This is a genomic window from Kitasatospora sp. NPDC101157 (genome assembly GCF_044768255.1).
Classification (GTDB): domain Bacteria; phylum Actinomycetota; class Actinomycetes; order Streptomycetales; family Streptomycetaceae; genus Kitasatospora.
Genome location: NZ_JBIWPL010000014.1, coordinates 197,206 through 217,853 on the forward strand (window position 1 = coordinate 197,206; position 20,648 = coordinate 217,853).

Sequence of the window (20,648 nt, forward strand, 5' to 3'; positions counted from 1 at the left end):
AGCCTCCGTGACCAGCCGCGCGCGACCCCGGGCACCGTCCCCCGGCGGACCGGGCCCGCACCGGCGGACAGGACAACCGTGGCCGCAGGCAGTGCCCTGACCCCGACCTCCTCCAGCAGCCCCGTCGAAGGCGACCGGCTGACCTTCCACTGGAGCACCGACGCCCCCGACGCCAAGAACTGGGTCGGCATCTACGACGGCGGCCGCCGACCCGGCACCGGCGCCTCGCTGCTCTGGAAGTACACCCCCGGCGCCTCCGGCGACGTCCAGCTCGACACCTCCGCGCTGACCGGCGGCCCGTACACCGCCTACCTGCTGGCCAAGGACGGCTACGGCGTCCTGGCGCAGACCGCCCCGTTCACCTTCCGCGCCAAGCCCCCGGTGGTCCGCCCGCACGCCGCCGTCGACTCCTTCACCGCCACCCCGGTCGCCCCCGGCGCCGCCGTGAAGATCGAGCTCGGCGGTCTCTGGTCCCGTCCCACCGGCAACGCCCCCGGTTCGGCGGCCCACCGCAAGCTCGGCGGCGCGGCCTGGGCCTCGGTCGCCGCGGACGGCACCGTCACCGGCACGGCGCCCACCGCTCCCGGCCGCAATCCCGAACCGGTCGTGGTCGGCGTCAGGGACAGCACCGGCGCCACCGACACCGTCACCGTGCTCGTCCCCGTCGTGGACCCGGCCGCCCCGCCCCGACTCAAGGCCGCCTGCTGGAACCTGCACGAGGCCGGCTCCGGCTGCACCGACGCGCTGGAGAAGCAGCTGAGGATCGTCCTCGCCCAGGGCCTGGACGTGCTCGCGCTGCAGGAGACGGCGGGCGAGCGGGCCCGGACCCTGGCCGACGCGCTCGGCTGGTACGCCCACCAGAGCCCGGGCAGCGTCGGCATCCTCAGCCGCTACCCGCTCACCGAACCGGCCGCGGCCACCCCTGAGTTGCCCGCCGTCGCGGCCACCGTCCAGCTGCCGGGCGGTCGCAGCGTCCGGTTCTGGGCCGCCCACCTCGACGAGGCGGGCTACGGCCCGTACGCGGTGCAGGACGGCGGCAGTGCCGCCCAGGTGCTGGCCGCCGAGAACGCTTCCGTCCGGCTCGGGCAGGCCAGGGCACTGGCCGCCGCCGTGCGCGCGGACCTCACCCGGGGCGTCCCGGTGGTCCTGGCCGGCTCCCTCTCCTCGCCCTCCCACCTGGACTGGACGGCCGCCACCGCCGCCGCCCACAACGGGGTCGGCGCGCTCAGGTGGCCGGTCACCGTGGCCCTCCAGGAGGCCGGGCTCACCGACGCCTTCCGCGAGGAGAACCCCGACCCGGTCAAGGTCCCCGGCGCCACCTGGTCGCCCACCCGCAAGCGGCGCGGCGACCGCCCCGAGCCGCAGGACCGCATCGACTTCGTCCAGTACGCCGGAGCGCTGAAGCTGGTCGAGGCGCACACCCTGGTCGTGGGCTGGCCCCGGCCGGAGCCGAACGCCGCCGCCAACGAGTGGCCCTCCGACACCGCCGCCGCCGTCGCCACCTTCCAGTTCTGAGAGGCAAGTCCACGATGCCCGAGCTCTCCCGTCGCACCTTCGTCGGCGCCTCCGCGGCCGTCGGCGCCACCGCCCTGACCGGCCTGTCCGCCACCGAGGCCGGGGCCGCCCCGGCCGCGTCGGCCGACCCGGCCCTCACCGGCACCATCAAGGACGTCCGGCACGTGGTCGTCCTGATGCAGGAGAACCGCAGCTTCGACCACTACTTCGGCACCCTGAACGGCGTGCGCGGCTTCGGCGACAAGCAGGCGCTCCAGTTCCCTGACGGCACCGACGTGTTCCGCCAGCCCGACGCCCGCCGCAGCGACGGCGGCGTGATGCTGCCGTACCGGATGGACACCTCGAAGTACAACGCGCAGAACGCAGGCGGCCTGGCCCACGACTGGGCGACCGGTCACCAGGCCATCAACAACGGCGCGATGAACAAGTGGATCGCCGCCAAGGGCGAGCGCACCATGGGCTACTTCACCCGGGACGACATCCCCTACCAGTACGCCCTGGCCGACGCGTTCACCCTCTGCGACGCCTACTTCACCTCGCTGGCCGGCCCCACCGACCCCAACCGGCTCTACCTGTGGACCGGCACCGCGGGCCCCGGCCGCGACGGCACCACCGGCCCGTGGATCGACAACACCCCGGTCACCGACAACCCCGTCGCCGACTGGACCACCTACGCCGAACGCCTGGAGGCGGCCGGCGTAGGTGGCGGGTCTACCACAACCCCAGCAAGGACGACCGCACCGGCGACTACGACGACAATGCCCTCTCCTACTTCAAGCAGTTCCACGCCTTCCCGCACGACGACCCGCGGTACGTCAACGCGATGACCAGGTTCGACCCCACCGACTTCGACCGCCACTGCAAGGACGGCACCCTGCCGACCGTCTCCTGGCTGGTCGCCCCCTACCTGTTCTCCGAGCACCCGGAGGCCGGCCCCGCCTACGGCGCCCACTGGGTCGACCAGGCCCTGCAGTCGCTGATGTCCAACCCCGAGGTCTGGCGGCACACCGTCTTCCTGGTGATGTACGACGAGAACGACGGCTACTTCGACCACATGGTCCCGCCCACCCCCGAGGCCGGCACCCCCGAGGAGTTCACCCAGGGGCGCGCCATCGGCCTCGGCAACCGGGTTCCGCTCTGGGTGGCGTCCCCCTGGTCGCGCGGCGGCTGGGTCAACTCCCAGGTGTTCGACCACACTTCGGTGCTGCGCTTCATGGAGCTGGTCACCGGCGTGGCCGAGCCCAACATCTCCGCCTGGCGCCGGGCCGTCTGCGGCGACCTCACCAACTGCTTCGACTTCGCCGCCCCGGACCACTCGCTCCCGAAGCTGCCCGACACCAACGCCCTGATGGCCAGGGCGGACGCGGGCACCAAGCTGCCCGGCGTTGCCCTCCCAGCGGTCGGCGCCCAGTCGATGCCGGTCCAGGAGCGCGGCGATCGCCCGCACCGCCCGCTGCCCTACCAGCCGTGGGCCGACATCGCGGTGGACCGCCGGACCGGCAAGGTCACCTGCACCATGAGCAACGACGGCTTGGTGGCCTTCCCGTACACCGTCTACCCGAACATCCTGCTTCCCTTCGCGGGCACCCCGTACACCGTCGCCCCCGGCGCCGGCGCGACGTACGTCTGGGACGCGGCCGCCACCGACGGCCGCTACGACTTCAGCGTGCACGGCCCGGACGGCTTCGTGCGCCGCTTCGCCGGCACGGTGGTCCGGGACGGGCAGGACGGCCAGAACGACATCGGCGTGCCGATCGTCACCGCCGACCTGCGCGGCAGCCTCAAGCTCACCCTTCAGGTGGCCAACGACGGGCTGACGGACGTGGCCTTCACCGTCGCGCCCAACGACTTCGCGGGCAGCGCGCAGACCGTGTGGGTCAAGCCCGGCAAGCAGGCCAACCTCGCCTGGCCGCTGGACCGGCAGGGCCGCTACGACGTCGTGGTGACGGCCCACACCGGCCAGCGCTTCGTGCAGCGCTACGCGGGCTGGGTGCACTGAGTCGAAGGGGTAGCGGGCCCGTCCGGCCGGGGGCGCCGATCCGGTGACCCCCGGCCGTGGCTCGGCCGCCGTGACCGGCCCCGCCGCTACGGTCGGGCCCATGCAGAAAATCACCACCTTCCTCTGGTTCGACGACCAGGCCGAAGCGGCCGCGGCCCTCTACACCTCGCTGTTCCCCAACTCCCGCGTCACGGGGGTCACCCACTACGGCGAGGCCGGGCCGGGGGAGCCCGGATCGGTGATGACCGTCGAGTTCGAACTCGACGGCCGGCCCTACGCGGCGCTCAACGGCGGCCCCGAGTTCACCTTCACCGAGGCGGTCTCGCTCCAGGTCGAGTGCGACGACCAGCGGGAGGTCGACGAACTCTGGGCGAAGCTCACCGCCGACGGCGGCCAGGCGGGCCCGTGCGGCTGGCTGAAGGACCGCTTCGGCCTGTCCTGGCAGATCACCCCGCGCATCCTGCTCGACCTGATCGGCAACCAGGACCGGGCCACGGCCGACCGGGTGATGGCGGTCATGCTGCGGATGCAGAAGATCGAGATCCAGCCGCTGCTCGACGCGGCCCGGGGCTGAGGCGGTGACCGCCTTCGGCCACCGGAGCATCGTCTACCTGCGCGCCACTCCGGAACGGGTCTGGCACGCGCTCACCAACGCCGACGAGTCCGGTCTCTACTGGGGCCACCGCAACGTCTCCACCTGGCTGCCCGGCGCGGCCTGGGAGCACCAGCGCACCGACGGCTCCGGGATCGCCGACGTGACGGGCGCCGTGGAGGTGGCCGACCGCCCGCGCCGCCTGGTCACCACCTGGGCCGGGCCGGAGGGGCAGCGCGCGGGCGGGCCCTCCCGGGTCACCTTCGACCTCCGGCACTGGCAGGACCTGACCAGGCTGACCGTCACCCACGACAACCTCGCCGACGAGGACGAGCGGGCGGACGCCGAACGGGGCTGGTCGGCGGTGCTGTCCAACCTCAAGACGTATCTGGAGACCGGCCACCCGCTGCCCCAGCAGCCCTGGCTGATGCCCTGACCCCGCGGGGCCCAGGCGCCGGCCCCGGTTCGGCCCGCCCCGGTTCACCGGTCCAGCGGGCTCCGGAACAGGGTCCGGCCCCCGGTTCAGCGCCCGACCCCCACCGCCGGGCGCTCCCGTTCGCCCTGTCGCCGCCCGCCCCGTACCGCGCGGCGCAGCCGGGCGAGGCGGGAGAAGCGCTCCCGACTCGCCAGCGAGGCCCGGTCCAGCTCCTCCATCAGCCGCCGGCTGCGGTGCTCCAGGTCCAGTTCGTCCAGGATCCGGTCGACCTCGGCCAGCATCGAGCCGTGCAGCTGCCAGGCCTCCGGGTGCTCCTGGACCTTGCGCAGCAACTCCTGGGCGACATTCTCCCGGGCGGCCCAGGCCGCCGCCAGCTCGGCGGTCAGCCGCTCCTCGGCCTCCTCGGCGTTGCGGCTGACCTGGGTGGTGACCAGCACCGCGAAGCTGACCATCGCCCCGCCGACGTGCGCCAGCAGCTCCTCCATCCCGACCGCGACCTCGGGCGGGAACAGCCGCTCCTCCGGCCCGCGCCGCTTGGCCAGGTCGGTCAGCGAGCGGGCCAGCACCCGGACCACCACCACGCAGATCTCCAGGGTGTCCAGCCCGGTGCGCAGCACCAGCCGGGAGAGCAGCCCCTCGCTGATCCGGGGGTTGAACCGCAGGCTGTCCTCGGCCTGGCGCAGCGCCGCGTCCACGTCCGCGATCGCCTGGTCGAGCCGGCGGGCCTCGTGCAGCCGCTCGGCGGCCCGGGCCACCGGGGTGGGGTGACCCAGCTGCTCGGAGATGTCGATCAGCAGCTGGCGGGCGCGTCGGGCGAGGTCCTCGATCGACTCCCCGGCGGTGTCCACCCAGACCGGCGGGGCGAAGAACAGGTTGAACAGCAGGCCGACGGCGGCGCCGATCAGCGTCTCCAGCACCCGGTCCCAGGCCTGGGAGGCCAGCTTGGTGACGCCCAGGATCAGCATCGCGCTGATCGCGACCTCCTGGACGAACTCCTCGACCCGGACGAACCGCCCGATCACCAGGGAGGCCAGGATGATCAGCCCGAGGCTCCACCAGGAGAGCCCGACCACGGAGCTGAAGCCGATCGCGATCAGCACCCCGACCACCACCGAGACGACCCGGCGGACGCTGGTCTTGAGCGTGGAGTAGACGGTGACCTGGACCACCAGCAGCGCGGTGAGCGGCGCCGTCAGCGGGGCGGGTTCACTGCTGAGCTGGGTCGCCACCCCGTAGGACAGGGTGGCGGCCACCGTGGCCCGCACGGTCTGGACGGCGAACGGGTCTCTGGCGCCGCGGCGGAGCGTGGCCGTGAGGGACTCCGGGAGAAGAACCATGTCGGCCTTCTTTCCCCGCGGCCGCCGCTCACACTGCCGGTCGCCGGAGGGAGTACACGTCTAGCCCTCGCGGTTGAAGCGCAGCTTCCAGGGCGCGAGGGCGGACTCGACCTGGACGCCGATGCTCATCTTCGAGGCGCCCTCGATCCGCTCCTCGAAGCGGATCGGCACCTCGCGGATGGTCAGCCCGCGCTGGATCACCCGGTAGTTCATCTCGACCTGGAAGGAGTAGCCGTTGCTCTGCACGGTCGGCAGGTCGATGGCCCGCAGGGTGCTCGCCCGCCAGGCCTTGAAGCCCGCGGTGGCGTCCCGGACGCCAAGGCCGAGGATCGCGTTGACGTAGAAGTTCGCCCAGGCCGAGAGCGCCTTGCGGTGCCAGGGCCACTCCTCGGCGGTCGAGCCGCCGGGCACGTAGCGGGAGCCGAGCACCACGGCGGTGTCGTCGGTGAGCAGGACGCGCACCATCTCGGGTATCACCGAGGCCGGGTGCGAGAGGTCGGCGTCCATCTGGACCACGATGTCGGCGCCCTCGTCCAGGGCGCGGGCCATGCCGGCCAGGTAGGCGCGGCCGAGGCCGTCCTTCTCCGTGCGGTGCAGCACGCCGACGGTGCCCCCGGAGTCGGCGGCCAGCTTGTCGGCGAGGTCGCCCGTGCCGTCGGGCGAGTTGTCGTCGACCACCAGCAGGTGCAGGTTCGGGACGGCGAGGTCCGCGAGGAGCCCGGCGAGGACCGGAAGGTTCTCCCGCTCGTTGTACGTGGGGACGACGACAACGACCTTGGGGGAGGCCTCGACCATGTTCTGTTTTCCTCCTGCCGTCGCCGGCCGGCACCCGGTGCCGCACCGGTCCGCTGTCCTGGACGACCTGCGCTGCTGTCAGACGTGCGAGTGTAGCCCGGCCACGGGCCCGCTCCCGCCCGGGGCCGGGCGCACCGGACTCCGGGGCCCGCTACGCCGTGCCGTAGACCGCGGCCAGGTTGTCCCGGGCCGGGTGGGCGCGGCCGGCCGGGCCGGCGGCGAAGGCGCGCAGGACGTTCTCGGTGACCTTGCGGACCACGTCCCCGGCGTGGGAGTCGATGCCGTGGTCGGCCGTCCCGCCGCCGGGGCCGTTCGCGTCCAGGGTCTCGACCCAGCGCATGGTGCCGCTGGCGAAGACCCCGGCACCGCTGGGCACGGTGTAGTACGCGGTGTCGGAGTGGGAGCGCCGGCCCTCGCAGACCACCGGGGAGTGGGCGATCACCTCGATCGGGCGCGGGGTGGGGAAGGCGGTGTCGACCCGGTCGTACTCGACGCCGACCAGGTGCGGGAAGGACGCCCCGGCCGTGACACCGGTGCCCTCGAAGGCCCAGTGGTCCGGTGCGGTGACCACGTAGGGGGCGTCCACCGGGTAGCCGTCGTAGATCACGCCGAGCATCGAGCTCTCCGGGTCGGCGCCCGGGCCGGCCCGGAAGTCGGTGGTCGCCGGGGCGCCCGCCTGGTGGCCCGGGTCCTGCGCCCAGGCGTCCTTGTAGCAGACCACCGTGCGGTCCGGCCCGAGCTCGGTGGGCTCGAAGCGGACCCGGCGGAAGCAGCAGTTGGCGCCGAGGATCGCCAGGTTCGTCCCGGCGTCGCGGGCCGCGACCACGTTGGCGCGCTGCTCGGGGGACCAGTACTCGTCGTGGCCGAGCGACAGCACGGCGTTCGCCCCGTGCAGCAGCCCCGGGTCGCGGGCCACGTCGATCCCGGTGGTGTAGGCGAGCGGAAGCCCGAGCCTCTCGGCCAGGGCGACCAGCGGCGCCTCGTACACCAGGAACAGGCCGGCGCCGTGGTCGTAGTCGTACGGGCGGTCGAAGACGACCCGCAGCGAGCGGGTGGCGAGGGTGCCGGTCGGGCCGTTGTAGAGGCTGTAGCCGCCCCACTGGTTGTAGGCCTGCCAGGTCGCGGGGGCGCTCATGACCACGGTCCGGCCGGCGGTGCTCGCCGAGCGGACGGTGAGCGGGACGTAGCTGCGGCCGGAGCCGTCCTCGGCGTCCAGGCGCAGCAGGTAGGCGCCCTCGGGCCAGCCCGCGGTGTCCACCGCGAGGGTGCGCTGCCAGCCGGTCAGCACCGTGCGGGTGGCCTGGTCCACGTGGGGGGCGGCCTGCTTGGTGCCGGGGACGTGTTCGCGGCGCCAGACCAGCCGGGCGCGGGCGCCGCCGTACCAGCCCATCCGGTAGGCGGAGACGGTGCAGGCGGCGGCCGTGGTGGAGACGTGCAGGCCGAAGGACTCGCCGGGCAGCACGCTGACCCGGTCGGCGAAGCCCTCCACGGCGCCGGCCCGGCCGGGGTCGGTGATCTGCCAGTCGGGGTTGCCGGGCAGGGACTGCTCGTCCGGGGTGTCGCCCCTGAGGCCGGCGTGCGGGGCGGCGGTGGGTGCGGCGGTGCCCGGTGTGCCCTGGGCGTCGGGCGTGGGGAGCGGGGCGGAGTCGGGGTGCCGGGCGCCGCAGGAGGTGACGGCGGCCGCCATCAGGCCCAGGCCGAGGATCCTCCGCCGAGTCGGTTCCGCCACCGGTGTCTCCCTGTCGCTCCGTTGCCGCACCCCTGGGCGCGTCAAGCCGATGAGTCAACGCGCGCGGACATGTTTACCCCTTTCGAGGGGGCACCGGACACCGCCGCGCCGGAAGCCCTGATCACGGCCGGTCGGCGGCCGCCGGCCGGGAGGGCCGTCCGGGCGCACCCCGGCGTGTTGGCCCGTGCGGCTGCCGGGCGGCCGCGAGCCGGTCACCTAGCCTGACCAGGCCCGCCGTCCGGCGGCCTGGGGGTCCGGCACCGCGCGGCGGTCGGCCGAAGTCGTGGACAGGGGTGCGCGTGGTGTCGTCGGATTCGGCCCAACCGGGAGCCGCTCCCTCGACGCGGGGTGGGCGGTTCCGGGCGTGGATGCTCGAAGGCCTGTCGGACATGGCCAAGCAGCACCCCGGCCCGCACGCGGAGGCGCCGAGGGAGAAGGGGGCGCCCTGGTGGCGGGTCATGTGCCTGACGGGCCTCGACTACTTCTCCACCCTCGGCTACCAGCCGGGCATCGCGGCACTCGCGGCCGGCCTGCTGTCGCCGATCGCGACGATCGTGCTGGTGGTCGTCACCCTGTGCGGCGCGCTGCCCGTCTACCGGCGGGTGGCCGTCGAGAGCCCGCACGGCCAGGGTTCGATCGCGATGCTGGAGCGCCTGCTGTCGTTCTGGCAGGGCAAGCTCTTCGTGCTGACGCTGCTCGGCTTCGCCGCCACCGACTTCATGATCACCATCACCCTGTCGGCCGCCGACGCGACCGCGCACCTGATCGAGAACCCCCATCTGCACACGGCCCTGTCCGGCAAGCAGGTGATGCTCACCCTCGTCCTGGTCGCGCTGCTCGGGGCCGTCTTCCTCAAGGGTTTCAGCGAGGCCATCGGCCTGGCCGTGGTGCTGGTCGCGGTCTACCTCACGCTCAACGTCGTCGTGGTGGTCAACGGCTTCTGGCACGTCTTCGAGGAGCCGCAGGTGTTCGGCGACTGGATGGACGGGCTCACCGCCGAGCACGGAAACGTCTTCGCGATGATCGGGGTGGCCCTGATCGTCTTCCCGAAGCTCGCGCTCGGCCTGTCCGGTTTCGAGACCGGCGTCGCCGTGATGCCGCACATCGAGGGCGACCCGGACGACACCGAGGAGAAGCCCGTCGGCCGGATCCGCGGGGCCCGGCACCTGCTCACCACCGCCGCCGCGATCATGAGCGTCTTCCTGATCGCCACCAGTCTCATCACGACCCTGCTCATCCCGAAGGACGCCTTCCAGACCGGCGGACAGGCCAACGGGCGGGCGCTCGCCTACCTCGCCCACCAGAACCTGGGCAGTGCCTTCGGCAGCGTCTACGACCTGTCGACCATCGCCATCCTCTGGTTCGCCGGCGCCTCCGCCATGGCGGGCCTGCTCAACCTGATGCCGCGCTACCTGCCGCGCTACGGCATGGCGCCGCACTGGGCGCGGGCCGTGCGGCCGACGGTGATCGTGCTGACCCTGATCGCCTTCCTGGTCACCTGGCTGTTCGACGCCAGCGTCGACGCCCAGGGCGGCGCCTACGCGACCGGCGTGCTGGTGCTGATCAGCTCCGCCGCCGTCGCCGTCACCATCGCGGCGCACAAGGCCGGAGAACGGCGCTGGAGCGTCACCTTCGCGGTGATCGCCGCCGTCTTCCTCTACACCACGGCCGTGAACATCGCCGAGCGCCCGGACGGCGTCAAGATCGGCGCCTGCTTCATCGCGGGCATCATGCTGGTCTCCTTCCTCTCCCGGCTCAAGCGCGCCTTCGAACTGCGCGTCACCGACGTGGTGCTGGACGAGGTCGCCGAGCGTTTCGTCCGCGACTACATGCACCGTCCGCTGCGGCTGATCGCCAACGAGCCGAACAGCCGGGACGTCGCCGAGTACCGCGACAAGATCCGGCAGATCCGCACGGACAACGACATCCCGGCCGAGGACGACCTGGTCTTCGTCGAGGTCACCGTGCTCGACCCGTCCGACTTCGAGGCCGAACTGACCGTGCACGGCGAGGTGCTGCACCAGCGCTACCGGGTGCTGTCGCTGCAGAGTTCCAGCGTGCCCAACGCGCTGGCCGCCCTGCTGCTCCAGGTGCGCGACCTCACCGGGCAGCAGCCGCACATCTACTTCGAGTGGACCGAGGGCAGTCCCTTCGCCCAGTTCCTGCGGTTCTTCCTGTTCGGGCAGGGCGAGATCGCCCCGGTGACCAGGGAGGTGCTCCGTGAGGCGGAGCCCGACCGCAGCCGGCGGCCCGCGGTGCACGTGGGCTGAGCCCGTCCGCCGCGGGGGCGGCGTCGGCGTCGCTGTGCGGGTGGGTGCAGCGGAGGAGGGGGCTCGGCTCAGCGGGGTGGGTGCTTCCTGCTCCAGGCGGGCGCCACGAGGGCCACCAGGGCGACGGCGAAGGCGAGTTGGAGGATGTGGCGGATCCAGTCGATGCCCGAGGTGTGGCGGACGCCGAGCCAGCCGGAGACGGCGTTGCCCAGCCAGGCCCCGCCGGCGCCGAGCAGCATGGTCAGCCACCAGGGGATCGACTGCGGCCCGCGCAGGATCAGTTTGGCGAGCACGCCGAGCACGAAGCCGATGAGCAGAATCCACAGGAGCTGGAACATCGCGGTCCCTTCCCGGCGCCGTCGGACGGTACCGGCGCGCCGAATCGTCGAAGACGCGGTTCGTCCCATGATCACCCGATCCGGCCGAACGGGCACCTCGGCGGGGGTCGTCGCGGGTGAGGGGGCCGGCGGTGACCGGTCCGGGGCGGGGGAGGGGCGAGAACGCGCCGCCGGTGGGGCCGGAAAGGCACTGTCCGGCGGGTCCTTCGTGCCGATAGGAATGGCTCCTGGCGCGGACAGGCCGCGTCGCCCGAGAAGGAGCCGCCCCGTGACCCGACTTCGAGCCGCCGCCCTCGCCCTCGGCTGTACCGCCGCAGCCCTCACCCTCACCATGGGCACCGCCCAGGCGGCCCCCGGCAGTACCAGCACCATGTGCTCCTCCTCGCTGACGCCGGGCGGGTTCGTGGACGTCCAGTGGTGGAACAGCGCGGGCTGCGGCTCCGGCTTCAACCCGAACACCAAGAAGATCATGGACCTCACCGGCTACCCGGTCGGCACCGTGGTCAACGCCTGCGCCTCGACCTGGCCGCCGGCCGGCTGGACGATCGTCAGCAGCTACTACAGCTCGGGCTGCCAGTACTCCTCCGTGCCGAGCTTGGACAAGAACTCCTGGCAGCTCAAGCGCGTCTCCTGAGCCGGAACCGCCGGCGGATCCAGAGCCCCCCGGCGGATCCAGAGCCCCCCTGCGGATTCGGAGCCCCCTGCGGATCCGGATCCGCTGCGGATTCAGAGCGCCCGGACGTCCGCGACGGCTTCGCGGACGTCCGGGTGCGGATCGGCGGCGAGGCCGTCCAGCAGCTCGGCGACGCCCGGCGTGGACCAGCCCTGGACCGCCCAGACCAGCTCCCGGCGGACGGTCGGGTCGGGGTGGGCGGCCAGCGGGGCCAGGCGTTCCAGCGGACCGCGGCGGCGCAGGCCGAACCAGTGCAGCGCGGCCCGCAGGGCGTCCGGATCGCCGGGCACGCCCGCCGCCTCGATCCGGGCGAGCAGGACGGGCGCGGGCGGCGGCGGCCCGTCCAGCGGGTGCGGACGGCGCTCGCGCAGCCGCCGGCTGCCGTACTCGCCGCGGATCCGGCAGCCGGCGCAGGTGCAGGGGCGGGTGCCGTGGGCGCCCGGGAGGTAGCGCCAGCCCGCGACCTGCGGCACCGCGCGGACCCGGTGCACCTCGCGGGCAGCCACCGCGCGCGGCACGACCACCTCCCAGCCGCGCGGGTCCGGCAGGGCGGCGATCCGGGCGACCGCCTCGGCGGCGGTCAGCCACCGCTGGGCGTCCTTGGCGCGGTCCCGGTAGTGCCCGACCAGCACCTGCTGGGCGTCGTCCAGGCGGAGGTGCACCGCGGCCAGTGAGCCCTTCGGGCCGAACCGGGCCAGTTCGCGCAGCCACTGGTGGGTGAGGGTGTAGGAGGGCAGCACGGGGAAGCAGTACACCCCGCGCACACCGCCCTGGCCCCGGCTGTCGGCCCGGATCCCGGCGCGGCGGATGCGCGGCGTGTTCGCCGCGGCCGTCAGGTGCACGAACATCGCCATGGGAGCGGATGGTAGTCGGCCGCGCGACGCCGGTTCGACGGGTTTTCCGACGGGTTCTCGGGCTACGCCCCTTCGACGGGTTCTTCGGGCTGTGCCGTCGTCTCGCGGCCGGTGCGGCGGCCGATCAGCGCGGCCAGGCCGTCCAGGATGCGGCCCAGGCCGAATTCCAGGGCCTGGTCGCGCCCGTCCGGATCGGCCATCGCCGCGGCCACGGCGGGGAAGCGGTCGGCGTGCCGGTGCACCACCGTGCCGAGAGCGGCGAGGAGTTCGGCCTCGGGGGAGCCGTCCGGGCCGGTCGCCCGGGCCTGCTCCGCGATGCTGCGCACGTGCCCGGAGAGCAGCACGGCGGCGTCCATCCGCTCGGCGCCGGTCAGCCCGTGGCCGTCGAGGGCGGCCACCACCCGCTCCAGCCAGCCGAGTTCGTTCGGGCCGGGCACCCGGGGGCCGAGGGTGGCGTCCAGCAGCCACGGGTGCCGGGCGAAGATTCGCGCCAAGTGGTGGGCCCAGGCGGTGAGTTGCTCCCGCCAGTCGTGGGCGTCCGGAGTCGCGGGCGGCTCGCCGACCGCCGACTCGACCATCAGCGCGACCAGTTCGGCCTTGCCGGGGACGTAGCGGTAGAGCGACATCTTGGTGAAGTCGAGCAGCCCGGCGACCTTCTGCATGGAGACCGCCCCCAGCCCCTCGGCGTCCGCCACCTCGACGCCCGCGGCGGCGATCCGCTCCAGGCTGAGGGCCGGCTTCGGCCCGCGGCTCGGCCGGGCGGGCGGCTCCCAGAGCAGTCGCACCGTGTCGTTCGCCGTCTCGCCCATCGTCCGCTCCCGTCCTGGGGGTTGTCCGCCCGTGCAAATTGCGTCTACCGTACACAGCACTGAACCGTGTCCGCCGGACACAGTTTTCGAATCCTCGAACGGAGTGGTTGCCATGCGCATTTCCCGGCGCACCAGGGTGCTGATCTCGGGCGCGAGCATCGCAGGCCCCGCCCTGGCCCACTGGCTGGGCCGGTACGGCTTCGAGGTCACGGTGGTCGAGCTCGCCCCGGAGCTGCGCGGCGGCGGGCAGAACGTGGACTTCCGGGGGCGGACCCACCTCACCGTGCTGGAGCGGATGGGCGTGCTGGAGGAACTGCGCTCCCTCGACACCGGCGGCAGCCCGATGTCCTTCGTGGACCAGGAGGGGCGCCGACTGCTGCACCTGCCGGCCGACTTCGCGGGCGGCGAACTGGAGATCCCCCGCGGGGAGCTGGCCCAGGTGCTGTACCGGCACGGCAAGTCCCGCGCCGAGTACGTCTTCGGAGACTCCGTCGAGACCCTGGAGGAGACGGCGGACGCGGTGCGGGTGACCTTCCGGAACGGCACGCCGCGCGAGTTCGACCTGGTGATCGGCGCCGACGGGCTGCACTCCACCGTGCGGCGCCTCACCTTCGGCCCCGAGCAGCGGTTCGTCCGTCACCTCGGCTACTACGCGGCCACCTGGCAGCTGCCCGGCGGGGGCGGCGGCCTGCCGGTCGGCACGGTGGGCCTGAACGTCCCCGGCCGGCTGATGTCCGTCGGCGCCGACCACCGCGACCCGGCCGCGGCGGGCGCCTTCTGCCTCTTCGCCTCGCCCGAACTGAGCTACGACCGCCACGACACCGGGCAGCAGAAGGCGCTGGTCCGCGCCGCCTTCGACGGCCTCGGCTGGCGGGTGCCGCAACTGCTCCGGAGCCTGGACACCGCGCAAGAGCTGTACTTCGACTCGATCAGCCGCGCCGACGTCCCCACCTGGTCCCGCGGCCGGATCGCCCTGCTCGGCGACGCCGCCGCCGGTGCCACCATCGGCGGCATGGGCACCGGGACGGCGGTGGTGGCCGCATACGTGCTGGCGGGCGAGCTGGCGCTGGCCCGCGGCGACCACCGGGCCGCCTTCGCCCGGTACGAGGAGCTGCTGCGCGGCTACGCCCAGGGCTGCCAGAAGGGCGGGGACCGGACCGGCCCGTTCCTGGCGCCGCGCACGGCGGCCGGACTGCGGCTGCGCAACGGGCTGCTCAACCGGCGGTGGGTGCTGAACAAGATGCTGGAGTTGGGCAAGCAGGTGAACAGCATCGAACTGCCGGACTACGGCACGCTGTCGGCGGCCCGGGTCAGTGCGGTGGGCTGATCCGGCTGCCGTTGTCGAGCAGTGCCTCGACCTGGACGGCGCTCCGCGCGGGCCGCTCGACCGCGAGGGTACGGTCCGCCGACGGACGGTCGGCCGACCAGTCCGGGCCCTTGACGGTGAGCCGGGTGACCCGTCGGCTGCCCGCCGCGAGCAGGTACTCGGCGCCCTGCGGGGAGCGCCACCACGTCCAGGCCACGGTGTCCTGTTCGAACCGGCTGCACGAGCGGCCCGGGCCGCCGCCGGTGCGCTGCGGACCCCGGGCGGAGGGCAGCAGCACGGCGGTGGCCGCGCTGCCGTCGCCCGTCCAGCGGTCGGCGCGCAGGCAGAACCAGGCCGCCGAACCCGCGTTCTGCGGCAGCGGCTGCACCGCGAAGGCCCACAGGTTGAGCTGCCTGACGCCCGGGGTGCCGTCCGGCACCGCGCAGCCGGCCCGGGCCCAGGCCTGCAGGGCCTCCTGGGCGGTGGCCTCGCGCGGCTCGCGGTCCGACGGGGCGCGGTCGGGTTGGGTGGGGCCGGGCTGGCTGCGGTCCGGCGGCGGCACGTAGGTCAGATGGGCAGGGAGGAGGCCGCCGAGATCGGCCAGCAGGAAGGTGTGCTTCTCGGCGATCACCGGGGAGGAGCGCAGCTGGAGCACGGTGGCGCCCCGGCAGTCGGCGAGCCCGCCGCCCGGCGTGGCCGCGGTGATCCCGTCCGGATGGTCCAGCGGGCGGGTGGCGGCGTCGGGCTGGTCGATCCGGCGGGTCTCGGCCGCGTCGACCCAGGGCGCCAGCAGGTACCGCAGCGCGGTGCCGCGGCGGCTCAGCACCACCGCGCCCGCCGTGGTCGGGTCCGCACCGTCGGCCCGGGCGAGGTCCAGGCCGCCGTCGGGCCCGTCGGTGTAACGGGCGATCCGGCGGCCGTCGTACAGCACCGCGACCCCGGTGCCGTCCACCGTCCCGGCGTACAGCAGCTGGGGCGCGGTGGCGGGCGGGGCGGTGTCGGTGCCCGGCTCGGCGCGGGTCCGCGGGCCCGGGCGGGACCAGGCGGCCAGGGCTCGGCCCAGCAGTGCGCCGTCCTCGCGCCGGTCACCGCGGGGCGGCCAGGCGCCGAAGTCGACCCGGGCCGTGTGCCGCCAGGCGTCCGGTGCCACCCGGACCAGCCGGGCCGGGTCGGTCACGGCTCCCGCGGACCGGCCGTCCGTCCGGGCGGCGCTGCCCGCCGGTCCGGAACCGCCGCCCAGTACGGCCGCCGTCGTGGTCAGCCCGAGCGCCCCGACCGCCAGCACGGCGGTCAGCGTACGGCGGCGGCGCAGCAGGTCGGTGGGCTGCACCCGGACGGCGCAAGGGTCGAAGGCGGACGGCTCCGCCTCCGGCCCGGCGGGGACCTCGGCGGCCGCGGTGACGGCCTCCTCCGGCCGTTCCACCCCGGCCTGCCGCAGCACCTCCACCGCCTGCCCGTCCGCCAGCCCCTCCACCACCCGCAGGGCGAAGGCCGCCCGGGCCGGGGCGTCGAGGGCGGCGAGCGCGTGGTCGAGCGCCGCGTCCTGCTCGCCGCCGTGCGGGGTGAACAACCGCAGGCCCCAGACCCGGGGCGCCGACAGGCGCGCGCCCGGACGCGGCCGCAGTGCGGCCCGCAGCACCCGAAGGCGCAGCGCCGCGTACACCGGGTCCGCCCCGTCGGACCCGGGCTCGGTGCGGCGGGTCCAGCGGAACGGCAGGGCGCGCTGGGCGGCGCCGTGGGCGGCGAGCACCCGGCTGTGCCGGTCCCGGTCGGCGGGCAGGGCCAGGTAGGCGAGCCGGACCAGCCTGCGGTAGTGCCGCACCAGTGCGGCCTCCGCCTCCGCCACCGGGCGCGCGGCGCCGATCCGCCGGGCCGCCGCCGGTGCCGCGCCCACCGCCGTCCGTCCTGCCAACGGGCCCTCCCGGTGCCGTCAGTGCTGTCGTGGTGGACGGTTCAACGAGTCGATCATGTGATGGTTGCGCCGTCCGGGTGGGGGATGTGCCGCCGCGGGCGGAGGAGCGACGGGGCGGGCGGACCGTTCGCCGGGGAGGTGTTCGACGGCGGGGGTCCTTGGTCCCACCCGTTCGGCCCCTTGGCCTCTGGCGATCCGGGCGGCCGGAGGCCATGCTGCCGGTACCGGCCCGGGCGATCCGCGCCCGGTCGGACCAGCACTGTTGGACGAGGTGAACCGGCGTGCCGCATGCCACCGTCGAATCCGTGATGACCAGCCCCGTGGTCCGGGTCGCCCCCGAGACCGGCTTCCGGGAGATCGTCACGCTGCTGACCGAGTACGACATCACCGGCGTGCCGGTGGTGGACCCGGACGGGCGGCCGCTCGGACTGGTGTCGGAGGCGGACCTGCTGCGCACGCTGGCCGCGCAGGAGGACCCGGGCAGCCTGCTGCCCGCGCCCGAGTCGGCGCAGGCGGGTCACGGCGGCGAGGCCACCGCGGCGGACCTGATGACGGCGCAGCCGGTCTGCACCACACCCGACACCAGTGTGGTCGCGGCGGCCCGGCTGATGAGCCGGCACGGGTTGAAGCGGCTGCCGGTGCTGGACGAGGAGGGGCGGGTCATCGGGATGGTGAGCCGCGGTGACCTGCTGCGGGTGTTCCTGCGCGAGGACCGGATGATCCGGCGGGACATCGTCGAGGGGGTGCTCGGCCGGATCGAAGGGGTGAGCCCGGCGGAGATCGGGGTGGAGGTCGACCAGGGGCGGGTGGTGCTCAGCGGCACCGTGCCCGAGGCGCACCTGGTGCCCATCGTGCTGAACCTGTGCCGCTCGGTGGACGGGGTGGTCTCGGTGACCGACCGGCTCCAGGCCGGGGGAGCCGCGGCGTCGATCGGCTGACCGCCCCGCTGCTCCGGCGCCTTGCCTGTCCTGGCCGTCCTGGCCGTCCTGGCCCCCCTGGCCGTGCTGCCTGTCCTGCCTGTCGTGGCCGTTGCGGCCGCGCCTGCGCGTCCCGCTCGCGTCGGACCGCGGAGGTCCGGTTCGCATACTGCGGAGCGTACCGGGTAACTCACTCTGTGTGCCCGGCGGTTCGGACTGTCGGGGCGCCGGAGCATTGGGGAGGCGGCCGTGGCAGTCGTTTTCGACGCGGACTTCACTTCGACCAGGCAGTGGATTGCCGGGCGCAGCAGTGCGTACCCCCGGATGGGGCCGACCAACCGGAGCGATCACAAGCTCGACTACCTGAGCCACGAGTACTGCCCCGGCGGGGTGTTCACCGCAGTGCGGCGCCGCACCGGCGGGCTCTGGACCTGCAACCTGCTGACCACCGAGGGCAGTCCGGAGGGCTTCCAGGTCCGTACCGGGGACGTGCTCTCGGCGCGGGTCACGCTGCCCGTCGAGATCGGCGCCTGGCCCGCGATCTGGACCTGGCGGGACGGCGGCAACGAGGTGGACGTCTTCGAGTACCACCCGGACAATCCGGACCTGCTGGAGATCTCCAACCACGTCCGGGGCGGCTTCCGTTACTGGCACGGCGGCGGCGTCGGGATCGGCCCGGGGGCGAACTTCGGCCTGCGGGTGGTGCTCGGTGCGAACTCGGTGGACTGGTACGTCGAGGACCGACTGGTGTACGCGGATCTGCGCGGGGTCGGGGCCGATTGGCACGCCTATCTGATCGTCAACCTCTCGGTGGCCGACGGCACTTACCACGAACGGCCGCCGTTCGGCGGCCCGGAGCGGTTGAGCTGGGTCTGCGAGAGCCTGACGGTCGAGCGCTGAGCGAGGGGCTCGGCAGGGTCCGCGGGCCATGCCTCAGGGTGCGAAGGCGGCGGTGATCGGGCCGCGCGGGCCGTAGCGCTGGAACCAGACCGCCCGGCGGTGCCGGCCGATGTGCGCGGGGTCGGTGACGTACAGGTCGTCGCGCGGGGCGCGTTCGTTGCCGGGCGCCAGGGCGGCGTCCACGGCGCGGTCGGCGAGTGCGCGCAGCAGGGCGGTGGCGGTCGCCTCGGCAGCGCTGGGGGCGATGGCCAGGGCGGCGAGCTCGGCCCAGAGCGCGGTGGACACGTAGGCGATCGGGGAGTGGCCGAGCGCCGGGTGGGGGCGGCCGTCGGCGTGGTGGCGGAGCACTCCGGCCGCGACGAGCTGCTCGGGGGAGCGGTGATCGTCGGGTGGGTGGTGGCTCATGGGTGGCAACGCTACCCCCGGTCGGCGGGGCCGGATCGCAGGAACGTTTTCTCAGGCTCTCTTCACGGTGCTTTGACGGGTCGCGGGCGCACGATGGTGATAAGGCACTGATCACCCCGGGCGGCACGGCAGCTCAGGCCGTACGGCGGTCGGTCGGCACGGCATCCCGGGTGGTCCCGGCGCCGAACACCTCGGCGGGCCCGGTGGGCCGGAGGAGGAGGTCCTGATGAGGCATGGGCATTGGCACGGCTTCGGGCCCGGACACGCGGGGCCGGGCGGCTGGGGCATCGTCGTCATGGCGATCATCGCGTTGATCATCCTGGCGGTGCTGGTGCTGCTGGCCGTCTCGCTGTTCCGGTACGTCTCCCGCCCGCGGCAGCCGATCGCGCACGGCTCGGGCGCCGCGGGCGTCGGGCCCGGCGGGGCGCAGGGCTGGGCGCACGGTCCGGCTCCGGAACAGCTGCTCGGGGAGCGGTTCGCGCGGGGCGAGATCGACGCCGAGGAGTACCGGCACCGGTTGCAGACGTTGCGCTCGCCGGACGGGCCTGCCGGGCCGGGTGGACCTGCCGGGTCTGGTGGGCCCATCGGGCCAGGTGGACCAGGCGAGCCGGGTGGCGGCTGACCGGGGTCAACCGGGGGAGCCGGTGGCAGCGGAGGGCGGGTGAGGCCCGCCGCACACGGAGTGCGGCGGGCCTCACGGCGCGAACGGCCCCGACTTACTCGACGACCAGCTCGACCGGGATGTTGCCCCGGGTGGCGCGGGAGTACGGGCAGACCTCGTGCGCCTGCTTGACCAGCAGCAGGCCGCTCTCGCCCGAGAGCGCGTCGGGCAGCTCGACGCGCAGCACGACGGACAGGCCGAAGCCGGCGTCGTCCTTGCCGATGGACACCTCGGCGGTCACCGAGACCTCGCTGGTGTCCACCCGGGCCTGCCGGCCGACCAGGCCGAGGGCGCTGGCGAAGCAGGCGGCGTAGCCGGCCGCGAACAGCTGCTCGGGGTTGGTGCCCTGGCCGCTGCCGCCGAGCGCGGGCGGCATCGCGAGGGCGAGGTCCAGCTGGCCGTCCGAGCTGACGGCGCGGCCCTCACGGCCGTTGGCGGTGGCGACTGCGGTGTAGAGCGCGTCCATGGTGGGTCCCTTCGTGATGCGCTTCCGTGGTGCGTGGAGGTGCGCGGGGCGTGCGAAGTCGTGGTGCTTCGGCGGCGGACCGGTCCCTGTTCGAGGCCCGGCGGCCGGCCGCTCCACAAGTAGAGCACGCCATTCAATTGCGCACAACTGAATCGCGCGACTTTGATCGGTACCATGGGGTCATGACCACGCTCCCCGGCATGGCGGACGAGGAACTGCTCCGCCTCGACCAGCAGATCTGCTTCTCGCTCAACGCCGCCTCGCGCGCCTTCGGCGGCGTCTACCGGGTCCTGCTCCGGGACCTCGGGCTGACGTATCCCCAGTACCTGGTCATGCTCGTGCTCTGGGAGGACGGCGAGCTGCCGGTCAAGCGGATCGGCGAACGCCTGCGGCTCGACTCCGGCACCCTCTCCCCGCTGCTCAAGCGGCTGGAGGCGGCCGGACTGGTGCGCCGGGAGCGCAGCCAGGAGGACGAGCGGTCCGTCTCCGTCACCCTCACTGCCGAGGGGTCGGCGCTGCGCGCCCGGGCCGGCCAGGTGCCGCGCCGGCTGCTGGCGGCGACCGGGCTGCCGGTCGAGGACCTGGCCGCGTTGCAGGAACTGCTGCACCGGGTGACCGCCGCGCTGGACTCGGCGGAGGTGGAGCCGGCTCCGTAGGGCTGTCGGCCGATTGCGACAGGGTTGCCGCGAGGCTTGTCAAGCCGGTCTGCGGCGGAATGTGATCTGGGTCACGTG

General features: G+C 74.0%; 21 protein-coding genes and 1 pseudogene. 13 read left to right on the forward strand and 9 right to left on the reverse strand.

Going from position 1 to position 20,648, the window contains the following annotated elements; all coding sequences use genetic code 11:
• Nucleotides 1-78 precede the first annotated feature (78 nt).
• The 6 genes and pseudogenes from ACIRVF_RS26025 (at nt 79) to ACIRVF_RS26050 (ending at nt 4,542) form a co-directional block, all read left to right on the forward strand.
• On the forward strand, nt 79-1,515 hold the full coding sequence (locus tag ACIRVF_RS26025; protein ID WP_402822366.1) for an endonuclease/exonuclease/phosphatase family protein: 1,437 nt from the start codon (nt 79-81) through the stop codon (nt 1,513-1,515).
• 176 nt (nt 1,516-1,691) lie between these two features.
• On the forward strand, nt 1,692-2,342 hold the full coding sequence (locus tag ACIRVF_RS26030) for an alkaline phosphatase family protein (protein ID WP_402822453.1): 651 nt from the start codon (nt 1,692-1,694) through the stop codon (nt 2,340-2,342).
• A pseudogene (locus ACIRVF_RS26035) lies at nt 2,279-2,686 on the forward strand (alkaline phosphatase family protein); the annotation flags it as partial. The gene ACIRVF_RS26030 and the pseudogene ACIRVF_RS26035, both read left to right, overlap by 64 nt.
• A gap of 243 nt (nt 2,687-2,929) precedes the next feature.
• Nucleotides 2,930-3,514, forward strand: coding sequence for a phospholipase domain-containing protein (locus tag ACIRVF_RS26040; protein ID WP_402822456.1), 585 nt, complete (start codon nt 2,930-2,932; stop codon nt 3,512-3,514).
• A 100-nt stretch (nt 3,515-3,614) separates the two neighbouring features.
• A complete protein-coding gene (locus tag ACIRVF_RS26045) occupies nt 3,615-4,088 on the forward strand; it encodes a VOC family protein (protein ID WP_402822369.1) in 474 nt (157 codons plus the stop codon).
• 4 nt (nt 4,089-4,092) lie between these two features.
• Nucleotides 4,093-4,542 carry an SRPBCC family protein gene (locus ACIRVF_RS26050; RefSeq protein ID WP_402822372.1) on the forward strand — a complete coding sequence of 150 codons (450 nt, stop codon included), beginning with the start codon at nt 4,093-4,095 and terminating at the stop codon, nt 4,540-4,542.
• Between the two features lie 86 nt (nt 4,543-4,628).
• Here ACIRVF_RS26050 and ACIRVF_RS26055 read toward each other — a convergent pair whose 3' ends face one another.
• The 3 genes from ACIRVF_RS26055 to ACIRVF_RS26065 form a co-directional block, all read right to left on the reverse strand.
• A complete protein-coding gene (locus ACIRVF_RS26055; protein ID WP_402822375.1) occupies nt 4,629-5,879 on the reverse strand; it encodes an aromatic acid exporter family protein in 1,251 nt (416 codons plus the stop codon).
• A gap of 60 nt (nt 5,880-5,939) precedes the next feature.
• Complete coding sequence (locus ACIRVF_RS26060) at nt 5,940-6,674, reverse strand: polyprenol monophosphomannose synthase (RefSeq protein ID WP_402822378.1); 735 nt, start codon at nt 6,672-6,674, stop codon at nt 5,940-5,942.
• 151 nt (nt 6,675-6,825) lie between these two features.
• The gene (locus tag ACIRVF_RS26065) at nt 6,826-8,403 is read right to left on the reverse strand and encodes a N,N-dimethylformamidase beta subunit family domain-containing protein (RefSeq protein ID WP_402822380.1); all 1,578 of its coding nucleotides are present in this window, start codon (nt 8,401-8,403) and stop codon (nt 6,826-6,828) included.
• A 389-nt stretch (nt 8,404-8,792) separates the two neighbouring features.
• Here ACIRVF_RS26065 and ACIRVF_RS26070 point away from each other — a divergent pair, with 389 nt between their 5' ends.
• Nucleotides 8,793-10,673: an amino acid transporter gene (locus ACIRVF_RS26070; RefSeq protein ID WP_402822383.1), complete on the forward strand. Its 1,881-nt coding sequence runs from the start codon at nt 8,793-8,795 to the stop codon at nt 10,671-10,673.
• Nucleotides 10,674-10,741: 68 nt separating this feature from the next.
• On the opposite strand, the gene ACIRVF_RS26075 is transcribed toward ACIRVF_RS26070, so the two are convergent.
• Nucleotides 10,742-11,011 (reverse strand): GlsB/YeaQ/YmgE family stress response membrane protein, encoded by a 270-nt coding sequence (locus ACIRVF_RS26075; protein ID WP_402822386.1) that lies wholly within the window; start codon nt 11,009-11,011, stop codon nt 10,742-10,744.
• 268 nt (nt 11,012-11,279) lie between these two features.
• Here ACIRVF_RS26075 and ACIRVF_RS26080 point away from each other — a divergent pair, with 268 nt between their 5' ends.
• A complete protein-coding gene (locus ACIRVF_RS26080; protein WP_402822389.1) occupies nt 11,280-11,645 on the forward strand; it encodes a hypothetical protein in 366 nt (121 codons plus the stop codon).
• 92 nt (nt 11,646-11,737) lie between these two features.
• Here ACIRVF_RS26080 and ACIRVF_RS26085 read toward each other — a convergent pair whose 3' ends face one another.
• Entirely contained in the window at nt 11,738-12,538 is an 801-nt protein-coding gene (locus ACIRVF_RS26085; protein WP_402822392.1) for a HEAT repeat domain-containing protein, read from the reverse strand.
• 62 nt (nt 12,539-12,600) lie between these two features.
• Entirely contained in the window at nt 12,601-13,347 is a 747-nt protein-coding gene (locus tag ACIRVF_RS26090) for a TetR/AcrR family transcriptional regulator (protein WP_402822394.1), read from the reverse strand.
• A gap of 112 nt (nt 13,348-13,459) precedes the next feature.
• On the opposite strand from ACIRVF_RS26090, the gene ACIRVF_RS26095 reads away from it, so the two are divergent.
• Entirely contained in the window at nt 13,460-14,674 is a 1,215-nt protein-coding gene (locus tag ACIRVF_RS26095) for an FAD-dependent monooxygenase (protein ID WP_402822397.1), read from the forward strand.
• On the opposite strand, the gene ACIRVF_RS26100 is transcribed toward ACIRVF_RS26095, so the two are convergent.
• Nucleotides 14,658-16,565 (reverse strand): hypothetical protein, encoded by a 1,908-nt coding sequence (locus ACIRVF_RS26100; protein ID WP_402822400.1) that lies wholly within the window; start codon nt 16,563-16,565, stop codon nt 14,658-14,660. The genes ACIRVF_RS26095 and ACIRVF_RS26100 overlap by 17 nt on opposite strands.
• Before the next feature lie 281 nt (nt 16,566-16,846).
• Between ACIRVF_RS26100 and ACIRVF_RS26105 the strand changes: the two genes are divergently transcribed.
• On the forward strand, nt 16,847-17,503 hold the full coding sequence (locus ACIRVF_RS26105) for a CBS domain-containing protein (RefSeq protein ID WP_402822403.1): 657 nt from the start codon (nt 16,847-16,849) through the stop codon (nt 17,501-17,503).
• A gap of 228 nt (nt 17,504-17,731) precedes the next feature.
• On the forward strand, nt 17,732-18,382 hold the full coding sequence (locus ACIRVF_RS26110) for a beta-glucanase (protein WP_402822406.1): 651 nt from the start codon (nt 17,732-17,734) through the stop codon (nt 18,380-18,382).
• A gap of 33 nt (nt 18,383-18,415) precedes the next feature.
• Here ACIRVF_RS26110 and ACIRVF_RS26115 read toward each other — a convergent pair whose 3' ends face one another.
• The gene (locus tag ACIRVF_RS26115) at nt 18,416-18,787 is read right to left on the reverse strand and encodes a hypothetical protein (RefSeq protein WP_402822409.1); all 372 of its coding nucleotides are present in this window, start codon (nt 18,785-18,787) and stop codon (nt 18,416-18,418) included.
• 226 nt (nt 18,788-19,013) lie between these two features.
• On the opposite strand from ACIRVF_RS26115, the gene ACIRVF_RS26120 reads away from it, so the two are divergent.
• Complete coding sequence (locus tag ACIRVF_RS26120; RefSeq protein WP_402822412.1) at nt 19,014-19,409, forward strand: SHOCT domain-containing protein; 396 nt, start codon at nt 19,014-19,016, stop codon at nt 19,407-19,409.
• 94 nt (nt 19,410-19,503) lie between these two features.
• On the opposite strand, the gene ACIRVF_RS26125 is transcribed toward ACIRVF_RS26120, so the two are convergent.
• The gene (locus tag ACIRVF_RS26125) at nt 19,504-19,914 is read right to left on the reverse strand and encodes an organic hydroperoxide resistance protein (RefSeq protein ID WP_402822415.1); all 411 of its coding nucleotides are present in this window, start codon (nt 19,912-19,914) and stop codon (nt 19,504-19,506) included.
• A gap of 182 nt (nt 19,915-20,096) precedes the next feature.
• On the opposite strand from ACIRVF_RS26125, the gene ACIRVF_RS26130 reads away from it, so the two are divergent.
• Nucleotides 20,097-20,570 (forward strand): MarR family winged helix-turn-helix transcriptional regulator, encoded by a 474-nt coding sequence (locus ACIRVF_RS26130; RefSeq protein WP_402822417.1) that lies wholly within the window; start codon nt 20,097-20,099, stop codon nt 20,568-20,570.
• Nucleotides 20,571-20,648: the final 78 nt, after the last annotated feature.